General features: G+C 33.8%; 15 protein-coding genes and 2 tRNA genes. 7 read left to right on the forward strand and 10 right to left on the reverse strand.

Annotated elements, in window-relative coordinates; genetic code table 11:
* Positions 1-52: 52 nt before the first annotated feature.
* The 3 genes from KF816_10885 to KF816_10895 all read left to right on the forward strand — a co-directional run bounded on the left by KF816_10885 (position 53) and on the right by KF816_10895 (position 881).
* Positions 53-571 carry a DUF2179 domain-containing protein gene (locus KF816_10885; protein ID MBX3008516.1) on the forward strand — a complete coding sequence of 173 codons (519 nt, stop codon included), beginning with the start codon at positions 53-55 and terminating at the stop codon, positions 569-571.
* A gap of 83 nt (positions 572-654) precedes the next feature.
* Positions 655-727: transfer RNA gene (locus tag KF816_10890), tRNA-Gly, on the forward strand.
* Positions 728-807: 80 nt separating this feature from the next.
* Positions 808-881: transfer RNA gene (locus KF816_10895), tRNA-Cys, on the forward strand.
* 56 nt (positions 882-937) lie between these two features.
* Here the strand turns inward: KF816_10895 and KF816_10900 are convergent.
* A complete protein-coding gene (locus tag KF816_10900; protein ID MBX3008517.1) occupies positions 938-2,260 on the reverse strand; it encodes a T9SS type A sorting domain-containing protein in 1,323 nt (440 codons plus the stop codon).
* A 420-nt stretch (positions 2,261-2,680) separates the two neighbouring features.
* Between KF816_10900 and KF816_10905 the strand changes: the two genes are divergently transcribed.
* Positions 2,681-3,610, forward strand: coding sequence for a hypothetical protein (locus KF816_10905; protein ID MBX3008518.1), 930 nt, complete (start codon positions 2,681-2,683; stop codon positions 3,608-3,610).
* 97 nt (positions 3,611-3,707) lie between these two features.
* On the opposite strand, the gene KF816_10910 is transcribed toward KF816_10905, so the two are convergent.
* From KF816_10910 to KF816_10945, 8 genes are all read right to left on the reverse strand, one after another.
* Positions 3,708-4,271: a pyridoxamine 5'-phosphate oxidase family protein gene (locus tag KF816_10910; protein MBX3008519.1), complete on the reverse strand. Its 564-nt coding sequence runs from the start codon at positions 4,269-4,271 to the stop codon at positions 3,708-3,710.
* 270 nt (positions 4,272-4,541) lie between these two features.
* The gene (locus KF816_10915; GenBank protein ID MBX3008520.1) at positions 4,542-9,791 is read right to left on the reverse strand and encodes a PAS domain S-box protein; all 5,250 of its coding nucleotides are present in this window, start codon (positions 9,789-9,791) and stop codon (positions 4,542-4,544) included.
* 62 nt (positions 9,792-9,853) lie between these two features.
* The gene (locus KF816_10920) at positions 9,854-10,126 is read right to left on the reverse strand and encodes a hypothetical protein (GenBank protein MBX3008521.1); all 273 of its coding nucleotides are present in this window, start codon (positions 10,124-10,126) and stop codon (positions 9,854-9,856) included.
* Positions 10,127-10,305: 179 nt separating this feature from the next.
* Entirely contained in the window at positions 10,306-12,027 is a 1,722-nt protein-coding gene (locus KF816_10925; GenBank protein MBX3008522.1) for an AMP-binding protein, read from the reverse strand.
* Between the two features lie 179 nt (positions 12,028-12,206).
* Positions 12,207-13,664, reverse strand: coding sequence for an aminoacyl-histidine dipeptidase (locus KF816_10930; GenBank protein ID MBX3008523.1), 1,458 nt, complete (start codon positions 13,662-13,664; stop codon positions 12,207-12,209).
* A gap of 10 nt (positions 13,665-13,674) precedes the next feature.
* Positions 13,675-15,498, reverse strand: coding sequence for a translational GTPase TypA (gene typA / locus KF816_10935; protein MBX3008524.1), 1,824 nt, complete (start codon positions 15,496-15,498; stop codon positions 13,675-13,677).
* Positions 15,499-15,515: 17 nt separating this feature from the next.
* Positions 15,516-16,595 carry a redox-regulated ATPase YchF gene (gene ychF, locus KF816_10940; protein MBX3008525.1) on the reverse strand — a complete coding sequence of 360 codons (1,080 nt, stop codon included), beginning with the start codon at positions 16,593-16,595 and terminating at the stop codon, positions 15,516-15,518.
* A 99-nt stretch (positions 16,596-16,694) separates the two neighbouring features.
* On the reverse strand, positions 16,695-16,982 hold the full coding sequence (locus tag KF816_10945; protein MBX3008526.1) for an ATP-dependent Clp protease adaptor ClpS: 288 nt from the start codon (positions 16,980-16,982) through the stop codon (positions 16,695-16,697).
* A 120-nt stretch (positions 16,983-17,102) separates the two neighbouring features.
* On the opposite strand from KF816_10945, the gene KF816_10950 reads away from it, so the two are divergent.
* From KF816_10950 to KF816_10960, 3 genes are read left to right on the forward strand one after another with little or no spacing between them, the layout of a single operon-like run.
* Entirely contained in the window at positions 17,103-17,849 is a 747-nt protein-coding gene (locus tag KF816_10950; GenBank protein ID MBX3008527.1) for an electron transfer flavoprotein subunit beta/FixA family protein, read from the forward strand.
* A gap of 7 nt (positions 17,850-17,856) precedes the next feature.
* Positions 17,857-18,828 carry an electron transfer flavoprotein subunit alpha/FixB family protein gene (locus tag KF816_10955; GenBank protein MBX3008528.1) on the forward strand — a complete coding sequence of 324 codons (972 nt, stop codon included), beginning with the start codon at positions 17,857-17,859 and terminating at the stop codon, positions 18,826-18,828.
* A 4-nt stretch (positions 18,829-18,832) separates the two neighbouring features.
* A complete protein-coding gene (locus KF816_10960; GenBank protein MBX3008529.1) occupies positions 18,833-19,435 on the forward strand; it encodes a bifunctional nuclease family protein in 603 nt (200 codons plus the stop codon).
* Here KF816_10960 and KF816_10965 read toward each other — a convergent pair.
* Positions 19,428-20,909, reverse strand: a complete 1,482-nt coding sequence (locus KF816_10965; GenBank protein ID MBX3008530.1) for a DUF2851 family protein — start codon at positions 20,907-20,909, stop codon at positions 19,428-19,430. The two genes, KF816_10960 and KF816_10965, sit on opposite strands and share 8 nt — an antisense overlap.
* Between the last annotated feature and the right edge of the window lie 57 nt (positions 20,910-20,966).

The following is a 20,966-nucleotide window of genomic DNA, read 5'->3' on the forward strand; positions in this document are numbered from 1 at the left end:
GGTGTAAAGATAAAAAGATAATGATTATTAATTTGGATTTTGGAGCAATAAAATGATAGAACTATTTGGCGGCGCCCTATTAATTATGATGATGAGAATAGCTGATGTTACGGTTGGGACCTTCAGAACAATACTTGTGGTTCATGGGAAAAAATATCATGCTGCCGCTGCCGGATTTGTTGAAGTATTAATCTGGATTTTTGCAATGCGTTATATTGTGACACACATGGATAATACCATTAATCTGTTCGGATATGCTATTGGATTTGCCATTGGAAATATTTTGGGTATATCATTAGAACAAAAAGTTGCACTTGGTTATGTTCAGGTAAATATAATATCTACAAAGTTTACCGAGTTAATAGCTCAGCAGCTTCGGGATAGTAAATTTGGTGTTACCATAATTCCCGGCGAGGGCAAATCGGGGGATATTGAAATTTTGCTAATAATAATTAAACGTAAACATTTGAATGATGTAATGAATATTGTTGAAAGCATAGATAAACACGCATTTATTACAGTTCAACATTCGAGGCCATATCGTGGATTTATGCATGGCGCTCGAGTTTAAAAAATTTTTAATGGAATTTGCCTTTAATGATATTGGAATGTTATATTTACGCCACAATTTTTGTAGTTCTTATAAATTTTTATGCGGGAATAGCTCAGTTGGTAGAGCGCAACCTTGCCAAGGTTGATGTCGCGGGTTCAAGTCCCGTTTCCCGCTCTACAAGTCCCGATTTTTCGGGATTTTTTTTCTATGTTCATAATACTCTAAACTCTTCACTCTACGTTCTTCACTAAAATGGCGCTGTACCCAAGTGGCTTAAGGGGAAGGTCTGCAAAACCTTTATTCGTCGGTTCGAATCCGACCGGCGCCTCATAAAACCCCGAAAATAAATTGTTTTCGGGGTTTTTTATTTTTTGAATCAAGTCATCATTTTATAAGAATCATTTTTTTTGTGCTAGTTTTACCGTCACATTTAAGATTGTAATAATAAACGCCGCTCATTAATCCGATACCATTAAAATTAACCGAATAATTACCTGCTTGTTTTTTTTCATTTACCAACGTTTTTACTTCTCTTCCTAACAAATCATAAACTCTTAGCGAAACAAATTCAGCGTTTGGTATTGAGTAATTAATAATTGTTTCAGGATTAAAGGGGTTTGGGTGGTTTTGTTCGAGTTTATATTCATTAAGAATAAGAGAATTCCCATCATTATAAGTAGTTGTAATTATTCCATTGTTATAATATAAACTGTTGGAAAAATTAGATTTCTGAAAATGATAATTAACTGCTTGTAGTTTGAAGGTGTCAATAATATTATTAGGTTTAAAAGTATAAGAATTAATTCCATGTTCTACCGTTGCTATCAATCCTTTTGAATTAAATATATTATAGTACCAAATTTTTTCTGGAGCAGAAGATTCATTTCTTTTGTAATTCCACTGTAATTTAATTTTATCTGTTATACTTCCGGTTATTACCATTTCTCCATCAAATGGTTTGTATTCATTCATACTTTTATCGAATGAAAACATCCAATCATAAAACGATGGTTCTGACTGTGCCTTATCCCAAATCGAATGTCCATAGCCAATATAATTTGTATAACGCATCTTTGTAGCGCCTAATTCCATTAACCTGTTGTAAACACGTTCTGTTAAATCCGGTGGATTAATTTCATCTTTACTGCCATGAAACATCCAAAAAGGAGTTGATGCGATTCTTTCTGCCCAGTGAGCAAATCCTCCACCACAAATTGATATACCCGCGGCAAATTTATTGGGAAGTTTATGCAATAAATCAAAAACGCCTTCACCCCCCATCGATATGCCATAAATATATAAACGATTTGTATCAATAGAATATTTCAAAATCAAACTGTCAAGAAGCTGCATTGCAGTCTGTGTTGGTTCTGATAAACTGGAGAAGTCAGTACCCTCCCATTTCCAGCCACTCCAGTCGCCCCAATCTACCGGAGTTTTAGGTGTATAAACAAAACAAGGATTTTTAGATTGAAATAGTTGGTCATAAAATTTTAAATAGACAGTGTAATTACTACTCCACCCATGAAGGAACATTACTAGTGGATAAGATTTTGAGGAATCATAGTTTGAGGGAATAAATAATCCATATTCCAGTTTCCCGAAAGAAGTTTCGAAGTATGACTCCGGCATCTTCTGTGCAAAACAAATCACGCCATTAAAGACTAAAAGTGCAACAAAACTAATTTTCCAAATATTTTTGATCATAACTTTTACTTCCCAAATAAAATGATAGCTATAGTAAGTAAACAAAATCTATTAAAATTTCATTTATCTAATTGGATTTAAGATAGAATTATTAATTCAATAAACATAGGTGAGAGTTTTTACTTCTTTCTCATAATTTACAATGGTTTAACAAATACTATTTTTAATTTAAATATTTTTGTCAGGAAAAATAATCAAATTATCTTGTGATCATACAACAATATAAATCGATTTATATTGTTCTCCTATATCGAAACCTTTATCTGGAAATTTATGATTACGTTAATCGGGATAACGATTAATAATTCTTCAAAAATAATTTGAATTATTAATCTGCTCTTATTATTTCAGAATCTGATAAAGATTTACATATTTCAAATAAGTTATTATATATTTACCAAAATTCTTTTAAAGGAACCTATGAGCGTTAAAAATCCCTCATCAAAAAGAGAAATATTAATCGATCTCCCACCATTTATATATGGCACTACCCGTCTGGGGGATGATAATATTCCATTCAGTACAAGAGTAGAAATAGCTTCCGAGGCAATGAAATCATTCGATTGGTTTCATACCAGCCATACTTATAATAATGCTCTAGATGTTTTGAGAAAGTCGTTTGACAGTGATAGAACTCAGGTTCCCAAATTAATTGTGAAAATTGGGTGGAATGAAATTTCAGAATTGAGAGATGTGATTTATCAGAATATTAATCCATTGGGAGTTGATAAGATTAATATTGGGCAATTATGCCTAGGGGGAAATTTAGCAGCCGATTATTCTAACGGTGGAAAATGTTTTGAGGAATTTCAAAAACTAAAAGATGAAGGCTTAGTTGAAAGATTTGTCGTCGAAGTTTTCCCTTGGACTAGTGCACCTCCGTTGAAAGCATTGCGAGCAGGTTTTTCTGTAGGAATAATAGATGGTTATATTTTTTACCTTAATCCTTTACAGCGCTTTGCTTCAAATGAATTATGGAATTTACTAAATGAAAAAGAAGAACCTATAATTGCGATGAGGACTGTTTCGGGGGGACCAGTTCATAAATTGAGGGATATCCCGGGATTTGCATGGAAAGAATATCTACAAAATCGTGCGGTAGAAATCGCACCAATCTTTGAAGAATCGGGAATAAAAAGCTGGACAGAATTTTGTGTCAGATTTGCGCATAGTTTCAAATTAGTGAGAGCAACTGTGGGCTCAACAGCAAATTTTGAAAATTTAATTGACTTTGCTGAAGCGGTAAAAAATATTACTCCACTCCCCAAAGAAATAATTGATAAAATAGAAAGATTACACACACAATGGTCTGATACATTTGATATCAAAGCAGAACCTTGGAGTATGTAACTAAATATATTGTGAAATTTATATACTCAACTGTACTTTTATCTGCTTAGTGTGACATAAATAAAATTAGGTTATAAATATTAGTAAACTTTTAAGACTAGTCATTATTAAATAATATTGATGGAACTGCCCACTTATTTGGTTCATTCATCATTTTTCTCTTATAATTGATTACTTCTAGTTTTTCGGGCACAATTTTAATGAGAACTAAATATTTCCAATCGGGGAATGATTGCTCCCAATAATCTCTCTTTCTTTTAAGTTTTTCATTATAATCATCCACGAGAAATGCTTTGCCAGTTATTGTTACATACCCTTCAGCAGAAGCATGATTTGCGTAATAAAGGGTTACAGCTGGATTCTTTTTTATCTCTTCATACTTTCTCGTTTTTGTGTTTGTTGCCATCCAAACAGTCATATCTTCTTCGGGTGGGAATGGATTCATCGTTCGTACATTTGCTGTACCATTTGAATCTAGTGTAACTAATGCACAATATTTCACATGACTAATAATTTCCTTCGCTGCAATTATTATAGAATCACGTTCCATATTCTGATTAGTTTCTTGGGCATTGATGGTTCTCAAAGCTAACAGCATAATTATAATTACCGCAACAAAGCGAGTTAGCTTAATAATATTATTTGCAATTTCAGAATACATCGGTCTATCTCTCCTGTTTTAATTATATAAATAAAAGTATTCGCTAGAAATGACTGGCTTGCCGAACATGATAAAAAGGCACTTAATTAGACGCGAATATCCAAGAAAGTTTTATGACTTATACTAGAAATTTTTAGATTAATTATTTTTGGAGAATTGAAAAAATGTTAAAATAGTTTGTGCTGGTGCTGAATTCTATTGCATTACAATTTTACCGCATTTATAAATATCAGCCGCGACACTAATTATTAAAATAAGTTTAGTTGGCAGTTAGTTTTGTGGTATTGATACTGTGAATGTACTTCCCTTTTTGGGTTCGCTTTCAACTTTGATTGCTCCATTATGTTTATCAATAAATTCCTTGCAGAGAATTAATCCCAGCCCTGTACCTTCCTCATCATTAGTTCCTTTTGTTGAAACTTCACCATCAATTTTGAATAACTTTTCGAGATTATTCTGTGGAATACCCACACCAAAATCTTGCACTGAGAATGAGAATAAGTTTGGTTCTGACTTTGCGCTTACAATAATTTCACCACCTTTGTGCGAAAATTTAATTGCATTACTAATCAGATTTCGAATCACCGTTCTAAACATATTTCTATCGGCCTTAAAAGTAATATCATCATTATATTTTTTAGTGATTGTAATATTTTTATTCTCGGTTCCTAATTCAGAATCTTCTAATTCTTCTTTAATAATAGAAGAGAGTGTAATATCCTCGACCTTAAATTCAATTCTATCCAACTTCATTCTCGACCACTGAAGCAAATTTTCTAGTAACTTATAAATTTTGCCAGTACCGTCATGGAACCGGCTGACAATTTCATATTTTTCATTTTCATCGAGATTATTAAACTCCTCTTTTATAAATTGGCTTGAAGCCAACAAATAGAAGAATGGATTCTTAAGGTCGTGTGCGATTATTGAAAAGAATTTATCTTTAGTAGCATTAAGTTCTTTTAACTCATTACTTTTTTGAACAGCCTCATTTTTTGCGCTAATTAAAAGTTCTTCTGCCTTTTTTCTGTCAGAGATGTCACTTATCATCGCCAAGAATGACCGGAATGTGCCATCGCTATTCCTCAAAATACTAACTGAAAAATTGGCCCATATTATCTCGCCGTATCGTGTAATATACCTTAGTTCAGAGCGGCACTGCTGAATCTTTCTTTCTCCCAATTGTTTAATTCCGGCAAGTATCTCATTCAAATCATCCGGATGAATGATGCTGGGGAGAGAGATTGACCTTAATTCATTAGTATAATAACCAAGTAGTTTACTAAACGCTGAATTTACTTCCAAAAAGCTGAAATCGGATGATAGAATAATCAACCCTAATGGGCTATCCTCAAAAATTCGTCTAAATTTTTCTTCATTAGCTTTAACCTCATTTTCTGCAAGCTTACGTGCAGTAATGTCTTGAACAATTCCCAGCATTCTGATTGGTATATGATCTGTATTATAAACAACATCACCAGTTCCATTAATCCAATGAACCTCTCCATTTTGCCAAACTATTCTTACCTCAACATTAAAATCAGCGCCTTTCATTGCTTGATCAATTGAATTTAACATTAAAGGCCTGTCATTGGGATGAATGCAATTAATATATGTTTCAAACCTTCCATCAAAACCACCAGGTTCAAAACCGAACATCCCTTCAATTTCATTTGACCATCCAACATCATTTGTAAGAATGTCCCAATCCCAACTTCCAATTTGTGCTGCCCTCTGAGCAAGTGAATATCTCTCTTCACTTGCCATCAAGGAATCTTGAGCCATCTTCAACTCAGTAATATTATCAAGCGTTGAAAATACCTGATAAGGTTTCTCCACTCCTTCTCTAAATTGCGGAATTGCATTAACCATTACCCATACCCAATCCATAATTTCAGAATTATAAACCCCAAGAACTTTATTAGTTACTTGCTTGCCTGTCTGCAATGCTAAAAACGCAGGATGCTCTTCTTGAGATAAAATACTTCCATCAAGATTAATAAAATTATTCCATTCTTCAACAATATCATCAGCGATCATTTTCTCAAGTTTAATTCCTAATAATTTTTGGGCTGCAGGATTTGCGTTTATTATTCTTCCCTTTTCATCTTGATAGATTACTCCCTGTGCCATAGTTTCGAATAGCTCTCTATATCTCGATTCACTTCTTTGCAGTTCTATATTGAAATTATAAGAGTTGGTGATATCTCTCGCGGCTGCATATATAAGGTTATTATTTGATATTGACTTCCACTCGATCCAGCGGTAGGAATTATCCTTGCATCTGTATCTGCTCACAAAATTTAGGACCATTTCACCTTCTTTAAGTACCGATGTTGCTTTGATGGTTGCATCAATATCATCCGGGTGAATAAAACTATAAAAATCCTTTCCTACCAATTCTTCGATGCTGTAACCAAGTACATTTTCCCACTCTTTATTTAATCTTACAAATTTCCCATCAAGGTCGGCGATACAGAGTAAATCCACAGCAGTGTCAAAAAATACTTCTAATTGCTTCCTCTCGGCTTCAAGTTGATTTAAAGTCTCTTTTTTCTCAGTTACATCAAGCATATTTACAATTACATAATCTAACTGTCCTTCTCTTCCGGGAGTAGCGGCAATAAAATACTCAACATTTATCTTTTTCCCCTTTAAGGTTCGGAGTTCAAGCTCACCTTCAAAACTTCTTTTTCCTTCATATAAATTGATAATCGAATCAGCGAAATGATTTAGCGATTTGGGCATAATCAAACGTTTAAAATTGCTGAACAATTCTTCTTCCGTTGTTGCTTCAAATAATTTCAACGTAAAATTATTTACTCCAACTATTTTCAACAATTTTGTGCATTCTAATAAATATTTTTTGTTTTGCTTTAAATAGTCGCGTAAATCAGTAACACCTTCTTTTTGTATACCTTGGACATATTTAACAACTTCAGAATAGTCCTGCTCCCAAACAGAGATAGGTGAATTTTTAAAGAGTCCCTCATATCTATTCCGGCTTCTAATTAGTTCACTTTCTTTGTTCTTTAAATCATTAAGGATTTTTGCAAGTTTAATATTACTTAGACTGGTTGAGCAAATAATATCTGCCATCACTGAATAAAACTTTATTGCCGCCTCAACTTCAGTTCTTGAAAATCTCCTTATTTCTTTAACTGCCTTCAAATATTCATCATGATCAAAACCATAGAGATTTGACTGTTGCTCAAAAATTGATAAATCGAGTTCCTCATCATTAAAGAAGAATTGACCGAAGAAAAGATTCAGTACATGCTTATCCCCTAAGTAAATTGGCGTAACAGCTTCCCAAAGATTATTTTTGCACTTATAAATTCTTATTTCAGATTTGCCAATTGGTTGAGTTAAGTACACATCGCTTTCGGTGCAATTTTTGCATGATTTAGAATTTACTCTATGGAATGACTCACAAGCTTTTACCCAGCCGACTCTTATCCTTGTATTGCCATTTACATCAGTAATGGAAATAGGATAACCAGTTAGTGAATGAAATTGATTAAATAATTTTTCTAATGCTTCAAGATCGATAGCTTTAATCAACTCTTCCAATTCAAGTTCAACATTAGGCGAAGTTATTGCTTCCAGTTTAAAATTAAGTTGTGCTTCACTTCTTCTGAGCGATTCTTCAATATTTTTCCTCAGAGATATTTCACTTACTAGCTCATCATTTTTAGTATTTAATAATAATGTTCTCTCTTGTACCCGTCTTTCGAGTAAGTTTCTGGATTCAGTTAATTCCTTTTCTTTAACGGATAGTTCATCAATCTTACTTGTGAGTTCGGAAGTCCTTTCGCTTACTAACTGCTCTAATTGAACCTGTATTTTTTTAAGTTCTAGCTCAGTACTCTTTAATTCCGTTATATCTGCAGTAAAACCTATTAATATTGACTTATTATCGCTCAACTTGATCGGCATTTTCTTCGTGAAATAGTGTTTTCCATTTAATTCTTCTTCTACTTCAAAAAGAATATTTTTCCTAAATATTTCCTGGTCATCGGCTTTTATTTTATCGGCTAATTCTTTCGGGAATAAATCATGACTAGTTTTATTTAGTAATTCAGAAATTGGTTTACCAAGCATTTTTTCATACTGATGACTAAGGACTAATGTGCGGTCGTTATTATCCTTTATAAAAAGATAAATAGGGATATGAGCGAGGAGAATATCCATCAACTTAATAGATTCATCCAAGTTTTGTTGGATCTTAATATTCTCCGTTTCATCAATAAAATATAGTAATAAAACAATCTCTCCATTATATTCTACATGCGTCATTGAAGCCAGCACATTTTTCCAATCATTACTTTTATTTTTTAGTTTAATATGTTGAAAAGATGCTTCTTTATGATGCTCTGATTTCATTGTCTCAATAATCGAGTAGGATTCATCAGCGATAAATAATTTTAAATTACCTAACCTAATTTCATTTTCAAGGTAGCCAGTGATTTTTTGAGCGGCTGAATTAATCTTAATAATTTGGTCATCATTATTAATGGCTATAATTCCAAGGGGAGAATTCTGAATAAAAGATTTTAGTGAATCGCTAAATTCAATTTTTGGTTCAGTAGTCTCAATTGATGAATCGGTTACTCTACTTCCTTTAATTTCATTTAATAATGAATGAATAAAAGCTATAGTCAATATCAGTGAAAGGGATAGTGAAAAGAAAATAAAAATGGAATTGAAATTATTTTCTGATTTCCAAAATCCAGCTCCGGTTTGTATAGCGGCTATACCAGTTAATAAAATAACCAATGAATTTATTGGTAGTGATATTATCCCGGACATTAGTAGTGCGGCTATCAATAAAGGTACTATTAAAATTGCCAAAAATTGAAAGTAGAAAAATGAGATCATTGAGACTATGGCAAATATTAAAGTAAAGCCTATATATTTTACAATTTCTCCAATTTTTACATTAGTATATTTATTTGTTTTAATAAGGCTGAATAGTGAAAAAATTATGAAAACACCGAATGCGTCTGATAAAGTCTTCATAGCTATTTTTTGAAACAGATAAGTACCGACGCTGGGCATCGAATAAATTAAGGAATCGAAGTAAATAACCCACGCCCACGATGTAAAAATTGAGGGGAGAAGAAGAATAAAAAATACGAACATTAAAAATGCTCTTCGATCTGAAAATGGATTTGATAAATCTTTCGTTTTAATATAATATAATGCCACATATGCTTGAATAAGCTCAAGTAGTGATGGTACTATGGCTACTACAATTGCTGTTGAGAGTTGGAAATTGTTTACAATGTAAAATTCATAAGTGTAGACTGAAATCATTGATAGGAGCAAAAAAGGCACAACTTTTTTACCGAATAAATACAATCCAAAAATTGCTAATCCAGGCGCGAACCAGAAAAAGGAGATTTCGGTTAATTCTATTAAAGCAAAGTTTCTGCCAATTAGAGATAAAAAAGTATATGCAGCTATTAGAATAATTGGTGGAAATTTTCTGTTTCGGTAATCTGCATTAAAATACATTTAAGAATTTCCTAAATCATCAATACTGCTTTTGTTTATGAATAATATACCAAAACTGAGGTCTATAAAACAGAGAACATTTTATATTGATCATACATAGTGATTGCCGTCTCAAGGTCAAAACGGGTACGAATTAAAAATGATTCATCTCTTTTCGCCTTCTCGGGTTCATCTTCCCATTCCAAATTTGAATTGAGAATCTTTCCGTTAGGAATATCTTCGATTGCCCACTGAGCCGAATCACTTTTTCTTGACTTCATAACAAGAAATATCATTCCGTCCAATTGAAATTTTACTGCCCGTTCGAACCACTTAATTTTTTCTGTATCAGTCATAATTCTGCTAGTTTATTTTCTCCCCTTATTATCGGTAAAAACTACATTTTCTTTAGTATTTGGTATGATTTAAGATTGGTTATTTTCAAATTAAGATTAACGTCCAAAAAGTATTCAGGCTGCTCCAAAATATGATAATTAGAATATCAAAATATTTCTGTGAAGCAGCCTTACTTATATTATTCAATTGGTCTTGAATTCTGTGCCGAGTACCTCTTAATTTTTTGAGTTGTTGTTTTTTCAAATTCATTTTCACGAATATGGAATTTTTTGATTTGTTTATAGCCGGTTAATTGTTTATTCGTTTTTTCAATTTCACCGGCAATGGTATTATGCATTAGTTCTTCGGTAATTTGTATTTTTTTTAATTCCGCCATTTCAATAAATGCTTCAGCATCCACAACAATTTGAGCTGCTATTATCTCATCTTGCTTCGAATCTTCTTCTCCGTAAACAATACATTCAAGAATGAAAGGACTACGAACTAGAATATCCTCTATTTCTTCCGGGAAAACATTTTTACCGCTTTTGGAGATAATTACATTTTTCTTCCTACCATTTATATGAAGAAATCCATCTTGGTCAAAAAATCCAATATCACCGGTTTTGAACCAATCCCCTTCAAAAGTATCTTTTGTAGCTTTCTCATTTTTGTAATATCCAAGCATAATATTTGGACCTTTAGCAAAAATTTCACCGCTGCCATTTTCATCGGGATTATTAATCTTTATTTCAACGCGGGGAAGCGGAATACCTGCGGCATCATCTTTAAAATTTTCTATATTATTCAGCGCTAAAATCGGCGAAGTTTCAGTTAATCCATATCCCTGAACAAAATGAAAACCGAATTCTCTTAATCCTTTTGCTACCAAAGGGTCGGGAGCAGCACCTCCTGCTATAAACAACCTAATTGAACCGCCAAATCGAGCGTGCAATTCATGAAATATTTTTTTCTTTATTTCTTTATAACCAATTGCTCCAATTAAATTACTTAATGAAACTAATTTAGGAACGAGTATGGACTTGAGTTTATCCTCTTTGATTGATTTCATTACTCTTTTAAACATTTTATCGTAAAGAAGTGGAACCCCTAAAAGTACTGTAGCATTTACTTTTTGAAGATCATCAACAATTGTTTTAAGTGATCTCGCATAAGAAACTGAAGCACCGCAATACAATGGGCACATCATTCCGCATGTGCATTCATAAGTGTGATGTATAGGTAGAACTGATAAAAATTTATCCTTCTCTGTAATTAAAAGCATACTAACCATATCAACAAGATTAGAAGCTAAATTTTTCTGGGATAACATTACTCCTTTTGCTCTACCGAGTGATCCACTGGTGAATATAATTTCCGCTATTTCATCATTATTGATTTTTGGAAGATTTTGTACATTAATAGGAGCTGTATTTTTCATCATATCAGTCATACTAAGGAAATCTTTATCCTCCTTAGTTTCATCCATACATATAAAATGCTTAATTCTTTTTAAAGAGTTTTTACTTTCAGCGAAAACACTCGCGAATGATCCGGAGAATATAATGACTTCAGAATCAGATTCATGGATTATATTCATTATTTCGTTTGTAGTAAGATTCTTATCGATCGGAACAATTACATGATTGAAACACAAACCGGTTAAAAATCCAATTGACCACTGGACTCTATTTTCTCCAATTATCGCAATATGAGTTCTTTCTTTTATACCGCATTGAGTTAAGGAATTTCCAAAACGAAGTATATAATCGAGCAATTCATTAAATGAGACTTTGTTTATGGGTGTTGGATTTAGATCCTCAAGCGCCAGCTTAGGTCCAAAAACTGATGCTGACCTAACAACCATTTCTTGAATTGAATAAATTTTTGGTACGTCGTTTAATCTGATTTGCTTTTTCATATCTCATCTATTTTTGTTGAATGATTTAGCATAAATGAAAATAAGTTAACAAGAAAAGAACATACAATTGCTCATATAATATTGAAATAACTTGAATGTTGATGGAGTCAACACTCAAACAGAAATTTTAAGTTTTCTTAATAATCCTCAAATTTTTTATTAGACTATTGAAGAAACTTTTAAATACTCCTAATTATTTCTTTAAGCAATCTATAAAATTTTTCAACATCAACAATGTTAACTCTTTCGTCTGGTGAGTGAGCTCCCTCGATTGTGGGGCCCAAAGAAAGCATATCAAGTCCGGGGTATCTATCCCCTAAAATACCGCATTCCAATCCGGCATGTACAGCCTTAATAACAGGTTCTTTTGAAAACATTATTCTATAAATCTGCATCCCCTTTTTAAGCAGAGGAGATTTCATATTTGGCTGCCAGCCCGGGTAGCCATCACCAACTTTTACTTTTGCCCCTGCCAGTCTCAATACCGATTCAACAACCGAGGCGATACTTTTTTTAGAGGATTCTATTGAGCTTCTTTGGCTTGTACCAATAATAATTTCATTTTCGTTTTGGACAACTGTGGCTAAATTTGTTGAGGTCTCAACCAATCCAGGAATTTCGCTGCTCATTGCAACAACTCCATGAGGCAAGGCAATAATTGTATTAATTAATTTATCTCTAAAATGTATTGAGAATGCATTTTTAAATGTGATATCTGCAAAATCCTTTTTATCGATACTAATTTTAATTTCATCTTCAGCCTTTCTAAATTGAAGAGATGTATTTATCGCGAACTCATTAATCGCCTCACGGATCTCGGATTCATATTTGGCATCAATAAGAATAGTTGCTTCAGCCTCCCTAGGAATTGCATTTCTTTTAGAACCGCCCACAAATTGAACAATTTGGAATTCGAACGACTTTAAATTTTTAAGAAGATGTGCCATTAGTTTTATAGCATTAGCCCTGCCATCATTAATATTGATGCCGCTATGCCCCCCTTTTAATCCGCTTATGAAAATATTATAGATCGACAATTTTTCATTAATCTTTTCAAATTCAATGGGTAAAATTCCTGCAGTATCCATTCCTCCAGCGCAGCCAACATAAAATGCGCCATCTTCTTCGGTGTCAAGATTTAGTAATAATTTGCCGGTGATAAAACCAGGTTGCAAATTATTAGCTCCTGTTAATCCGGTCTCTTCATCAACGGTAAATAATAATTCAAGTGGACCATGTTCAAAATCTTCTTCACCAGCAACGGCAAGAGATGCAGCCGCACCAATGCCATTATCGGCCCCAAGTGTAGTCCCGTCAGCTTTTATCCACTCACCATCTTTAACTAATTTTATCGGATCTTTTGAAAAATCATGAATTGTATCCCGATTTTTTTCACATACCATATCTACATGACTTTGAAGCACAATGGTTGGCAAATTTTCTTTACCAGGAGTTGGCGGGACATGTATAACAATATTACCAACCGAATCCTCATTAAAAGTAAAACCATGATGTTCTGCAAAACTTTTTAGGTATTGTCTGATTTGTTCTTCATTTTTTGAATTACGTGGTATCTGGCTTATTTCATAAAATCGTTTCCAAAGAATGTGAGGTGAAAGGCTTTCAATTGCGTTCATACTTTTTCCATTATTGATTAATTTGTTGTTTTTCTGCTAATCTAGCATTTTTTTTATCGAGTTCGGTTAGGTATTTTTTTCTTAATCGAATATTTTGTGGAGTAACCTCAACATATTCATCCTCATTAATCCATTCAATAGCCATTTCTAAAGTTAAAATTCTAGCCGGTTCAAGTCTAATAGCTTCATCCGCACCCGAAGCGCGCATATTTGTTAACTGCTTGGTTTTGCAAACATTAACCTTCATATCATTGTCGCGTGAGTTTTCCCCAACAATCATTCCTTCATAAACTTTGGTTTGAGGTTCAATAAAAAACACCGATCGTTCCTGCAGTTTATACATAGCGTAAGCCGAAGCAATTCCCTCTTCTTGAGAATATAAAGCTCCTCTTGTCCTTCCGGGAATTTCTCCCTTAAAGGGTTCATACCCATGAAAGTTGTGATGTAAAATACCGGTACCGCGGGTGTCAGTCATAAATTCCGATCTATACCCAATTAAGCCTCGTGCGGGGATCAAAAACTCGAGTCTTGTATTTTCATTAAAGGTGATCATATTTTTCATTTCACCTTTTCGTTTACCTAATTTTTCAATTACAACTCCAATATATTCTTCAGGCACATCAATAATTACATGCTCATAGGGCTCGCACAAAACATCTAAAATCTTTTTCATAATTACTTGAGGTTTGCTCAATTGTAATTCATAACCTTCACGTCTCATATTTTCTATTAAGATCGCAAGATGCAACTCTCCTCTGCCGCTTACTCTGAACATATCAGGAGAATCTGTCATTTCAACTTTTAAACTCACATTGGTTTTAAGTTCTTTTGAGAGGCGTTCGCTTAAATTTCTAGTTGTAACATATTTTCCCTCTAATCCGGCAAAAGGAGAATTATTAACTATAAAATTCATTGTCAATGTGGGCTCATCAATAGCAACAAATGGAAGCGGTTCTATATTGCTTGGATTACAAACTGTATCTCCAATATCTACATCTTCCAAACCGGCAAATGCACCAATATCACCTGCAGTAATTTCATCAACTTCCACTCTTTTAATATTATCGAATGTATAAAGTTTTGAAATCTTTGAAGAAATACTTTCCCCATTCTTTGTAACAAGTACAATCGGGTCCCCATTTTTAAGAGTACCAGAATGAACTCTGCCAATACCAATTCTTCCTAAATAATCATTATAATCAATTGATGAAACCAGCATTCTGAAAGGTTTATCTGTTTCAGCTTCCGGAGCCGGAACGTTTTTTAAGATGGTATCAAGAAGAGGTACTAAGTTATTCGATTCATCCTCTAAATTATATTTTGCTATTCCCTCTTTAGCAATCGCGAATACATATGGGAAATCAAGTTGTTCCTCTGCGGCGCCTAAACTTACGAATAAATCAAAAACCTCATTTAATACTTGATGCGACCTAGCGTCTTTTCTATCAATTTTGTTTATAACAACAATTGGTTTTAACCCAAGATCCAATGATTTTTTTAACACAAACTTTGTTTGAGGAAGAGGACCTTCAGCCGCGTCAACCAATAAAAGCACTCCATTAACCATTCTTAATGTTCTCTCAACTTCGCCTCCAAAATCGGCGTGGCCTGGGGTATCGACAATATTAATCTTTACATCATTGTATTTGATACTGCAGTTTTTTGCGAGAATAGTGATTCCTCTTTCTTTTTCAATTTGATTGGAATCCATAACTCTCTTTTCAACTTGTTGATTTGCGCGCCAAGCACCAGTTTGCTTAAGCATATAATCTACTAATGTAGTTTTACCATGATCAACGTGAGCAATAATACCAATATTTCTGATTTTATCTATTTTCAAAATAATTTCCTTTAATTATGTCTAATATTTAAAATGTCCCCATCTTTAACGATGTATTCTTTACCCTCAAGCCGCCATACTCCAGCATCTTTGCATTTACTAAATGAACCATGATTAATAAAATCATCATAACCAACAACCTCAGCTCTGATAAAACGGTTGAAAAAATCGGTGTGAATTACTCCTGCCGATTGTTGTGCTGTATAATTCTTTTTAATTGTCCACGCCCTGCATTCATCCTCTCCAACCGTAAAGAATGAGTGAAGTCCAAGAAGTTCATAAGATGTTCTAAGTATTTTCGAGAGTGCGGATTCTTTTATTCCGTAATCACTCATAAATGCAGTTCTATCTTCTTCCCCCATTTTTGATAACTCAAGCTCAATTTTGGCGAAGAATGGAATAATTGCCGCATCGATTTTGTGAATTAATGGCATTATCTCTTTTAATTTCTCATCAACTCCAGAAATAGAATTTTCATCAAGATTGAGAGCAATTCCTAATTTCTTTATAGTTAACAATTGATACCCCGAAAGAAGCTTGGTTTCGTTTTCATCGAGAGGTAATGATCTTAGCGGTAGTTCTTTTTCACAATGAGCATAACATTTTTCAAGTAGTGGCAATTCCCTCTTTAATTTTTCATCCTTAGATTTTAGTACATCTTTACGAATTTTTTCCAATCTGTTTTCTAAAAATGCAAGATCCGACAGTAGAAATTCGGTCTCAAGGAATTCAATATCTCTCTTAGGATCAATACTGTTCATAGGATGCATCACCGAATCATCCTCGAAGGCGCGAATCACATAAAACAGCGCATCATTATTGCGCACGCTATTTAAAAATGCCGAGGTAATTTTAACTTTATTATCATCCGACATTCTTAATCCTGGGAAATCAAATACCTCTATAGTGGCGTTGACTTGTTTTTTAGGATTAAATATTGATGAAAGCCGGTCTAATCTATCATCGGGTACTTTAACAACTTCAATAACTGCCTGGTCCAATGAGCCGGAAGAATTACTGTGGTTTTCAGAAAGTGTTTCAAATAATGTTGATTTGCCCGAAAACTGCAATCCAACTAATCCAATCTGCATATATTCTCTCTTAATTAATTACGAACTGAAATTTAGCAGCCAAATATAACCAATTATGGGTAATTAACCCTTAAAATAAGGGGTACTAAATTTGTGAATTTAGGATACTATTTGAGTATGAAGTGAAATTTCTTCAAGAATGGAGGTAACTTTTAAACAAATATTGAGTTCACCGCTAAATACTACCGATTTGCCCTTGACATGTGTTTCAAATGCATAGCCGCGCGCTTCCTGATATGAACAATTAATTGCCTTCATTAACTGATTTATAACCTCGTCGAAAGAATGAAATTCATCATTATAAAGAATAACCTTATAAGGAAGACCGATTGTTGTTTCGTCAAGCACTTCCTCTTCATTATATTCTTTTGGTTTTAGATCACTCATATAATTTTGTTTATTTAATAGGCAAATTATAAAATTGCGTCAAAAAAATAAATTTTATTTATATTTGGTTTGCAAAAGAGTTAATGAATAACTAATAATGTTTCGAAAATAGGAGGTTTAATGAAAATAGCGGTGTGTGTAAGCCACGTTCCCGATACCGCCACAAAAATTAATATTGGAAGCGATGGTAAATCGATTGATCAAGCAGGAGTAACTTATATCATAAATCCTTATGATGAGTTTGCAATAGAAGAAGCCCTTAAAACAAAAGAAAAAATTGGCGCCGAAACTGTAGCAATTTCTCTTGGCGGCGAGAGTAATAAAGAAACATTAAGAAAAGCTTTGGCAATGGGAATTGATAACGCGGTTTTGCTAAAGGATGATTCCTACCGCGATTCTGTTTCAGTAGCAAAGGCATTAGCTGAAGAGATAAAAAATCAGAATGCTGAGCTTGTATTTTTTGGTAAACAATCTGTTGATTTTGACCATTCTATCGTAGGACAGTTAACTTCTGAAATTTTAGGCTATAATTCAGTCACAGTTGCAGTTAGTTTTTCTCTCGATGGAAATAAGATTATTTGTGACAGGGAAATTGAAGGAGGTAAAGAGGTAGTAGAGACTGCTCTTCCTGCAATAGTAACGTGCCAAAAGGGATTGAACGAACCTAGATACGCATCATTAAAAGGAATTATGGCCGCTAAGAAAAAAGTGATCGAGGAAAAAATTCCGGCTCCGGTGGAAAATACAGTTGAAGTTGTTTCACTTAAAAAACCGGCTCCAAAAAAAGCTGGTTTAATTGTGGGTACCGATTCTTCAGCTGTCCCAGAATTGGTGCGATTATTAAGAGAAGAAGCTAAGGTTATATAGGTGAAAAATGGCAAATAAAATTTTAGTATACATCGAACAAAGAAATGGGCAAATTAAAAAATCATCACTCGAAGCTGCCCGCACTGCCTCGTTATTATCGGCAAAATTAAGTATTGAGGCAGAAGCTGTTATTGTTGGTAATGCTGTATCAAACCCCGAATTAATTGGTGGATATGGTATTTCTAAGGTAAAAATATTTTCTAATCCACAACTCGAGAATTATTCTTCGTCAGCATATTCAGTTTTAGTTGGTGAATATGCCGCAAAAATAAATGCCGATATAATTCTATTTTCTAATACTGCGCTAGGCAAAGATTTGGCACCGAGAGTTGCGGTAAAATTAAATGCGGGTATCGCAGCCGATTGTACCGAATTGAATTTTGAGAATAATGAATACAAAGCAATACGTCCCATTTTTGCTGGAAAAGCTCTCGCTGAAGTTAAAATTAATTCAGATGTAAAAGTATTTGTTCTTCGTCCCAATGTTTTTCCCGCTGGTGATAATTCGGGAGAATTAGCTGATGTTTCTATCGAAAATGTGGAATCACCCGATCTAAGAGTAAAAGTTATTGACTTGAAAAAAGCAGAGGGGAAATTAGATGTTGCCGAAGCTAATATTATTGTTTCAGGGGGAAGAGGAATGAAAGGCGCGGAACATTTTCATTTGGTTGAAGAATTAGCTGAAGCTATTGGTGATGCTGCTTGCGGAGCATCCCGCGCAGTTGTAGATGCAGGTTGGAGACCTCATGGAGAGCAGGTTGGACAGACAGGAAAAACTGTTTCTCCAAATTTATATATTGCTCTCGGTATATCTGGTGCAATCCAGCATCTTGCTGGGATGCGTTCCTCTAAATATATTGTAGCAATAAATAAGGATAAGGATGCTCCAATTTTTCAAGCGGCAGATTATGGTATAGTTGGTGATGTTTTCGAAGTTGTACCAGTTCTTATTGAAGAAATCAAAAAACTTAAGGCATAGATTATTGGAAAAGATTCAAGTTGAGATTTTAGGGTTATCGGCTAGCCCATCAGCCGGCGGGGCATATGCATTATTGCTAAAAGAAATTTATGGAGTCCGCCGGCTCCCTATTATAATTGGATCATTCGAAGCCCAGGCTATTGCTTTGGAAATTGAAGGGATAAAACCACCAAGACCTTTAACCCATGATTTACTAAAAAGTATTATTGATAATCTGGGCGGTACAGTCACCGAAATAATAATTGATGAATTGCGTGATAACACATTCTATGCAAAAATTAAACTTGAGATATCCAGTTTAAGTAATGAAATTGATTCAAGACCTAGTGATGCAATTGCTCTTGCTGTACGCACTGGCGCCCCTCTTTATGTTGCTGATGATGTAATGAATATGGCATCATTTGAGCCATCGGCAGATGAACCATCTGAGTATGATGAACCAAAGGGAGAAATTGAAACTGAACAAAAATCGGCAAAAATAAATAACTCTGAATCGAAGTTAGCCCAATTGCAAAATTTATTGAGAGAAGCGTTAGAGAAAGAAGATTATGAAAGGGCGGCTAAACTTAGAGATGAGATTAACAAAATCAACGGTTTAACTAATTAAACACATATCCCCCAATTTCACATTCGAGACATTTATTTTTTGAGCAGAAATTGCGAAATAGCTCTATCATCCCCTGAGCATAAATTGTTTTCTTTGAATACTCTTCAAGCATCAATCCTTTCGATACATCAATAATTATTTGATTATCAGATTTTTGCTCAAATACTTGATACATCTTCAATATTTTTTTAGAGAGTGCCGGTTTGCCGAAAATTTCGAAATAAACAGAAAAGAAAGGAAGAATTACATTAACAAGAATTTCATCTGCTCTGGAAGCTCCTACAAAATATTTAATTTCAACATTAGCCGGTTGATCAAATACAAAATGATTTCTCCAGAATCCCTCGCCCCTAATTATTAAAACCGATCTGAGTGAATTAATTAGAACCGTTAAATTGTGAATCTCCGTAATTTTTTTTGCGAATGTTCCAATTAAATTCTCATGAAGCAAGGCTTTTATAAACCTCGCCCCTCCAGCAATTCTTATTGTAGGAAAGTTTTGAGGGCGAAGTCGGAAAAAATTCCACTCCGCTTCATCCATAAAATCATTATCATAATAACTTTTAATACTATTCCAGTTGATACTTAGAGATTCAGAATATGATTTTGTAGCGATTTCTGTTAATGTATCTTCTTTCTGTATTAGACCAGCAATATTAAATAGAGCCGCTTCATATTTTTGGATAAGAATACCATCAGGCTCAATTTTTTTAAGAAACTGTATGTTGGCACGGTGAGCCAGATTTATCATCTGCGACTTATTTTTTGAATAGCCGAGTGCTTCAAAAATAAGCTCATGCAGCACTTGAAGCCAGATTTCTTTATTATCAAAATCGGCAGACGAAAATTTCCTTTCATGAAATTTTTCTGTCAGATCATATCTTATTATTGGTTCATTAATTTTCAGTTCATCCAGAAATTTTAATTCTTTCAATCGATCAAAGACACGATTACATTTCTTCTCAAATCTTTCAATACCGAGTTTCTCAAGAAATTTCAGTTTATTCTCTTGTGGGCAAACTTGAAGCAAACTAGTACACTTTAGATGTGAATTTGGATGCTCATTCAACTTTTCCAGTTCATTTTTCAAATTATCGAGATGAGATTCATCTATAAATGTTTTAAGTGGAATCGAGGGTATTTTTCTCCCATCTCTAGTGTAAACGAAAGCATAATGATTTTTATTAAAAAGAGTTGCGTGCAGAATTACTTTGTTGTATTTGTTGTCAATGTTATGACCATGAGATTTCCAATCGGAATAATCGGTATCAATCTCAATATCCCCGACAAATGTAAAATTGCCTATTCTAATTCGAGCGTTTTTAAAATCGGGGCCGGAAGTAGAATCATTCTCAGTACCGGTGTCAAGTACCTCAACATCATCCCCATTTAATGTTTTCAGATGATTTTTATAATTCTGTTTTTTCCAAACTTCGTACAAAACAGTCTCAGCAACTTTACTTTCTTTATGCATTTATTAACCGTTTTAATTTACGATCCAAATAACAAAAGAGTCGAAGCTCTTTTTTAA

The organism is Melioribacteraceae bacterium, assembly GCA_019638015.1.
GTDB lineage: Bacteria > Bacteroidota > Ignavibacteria > Ignavibacteriales > Melioribacteraceae > JAHBUP01.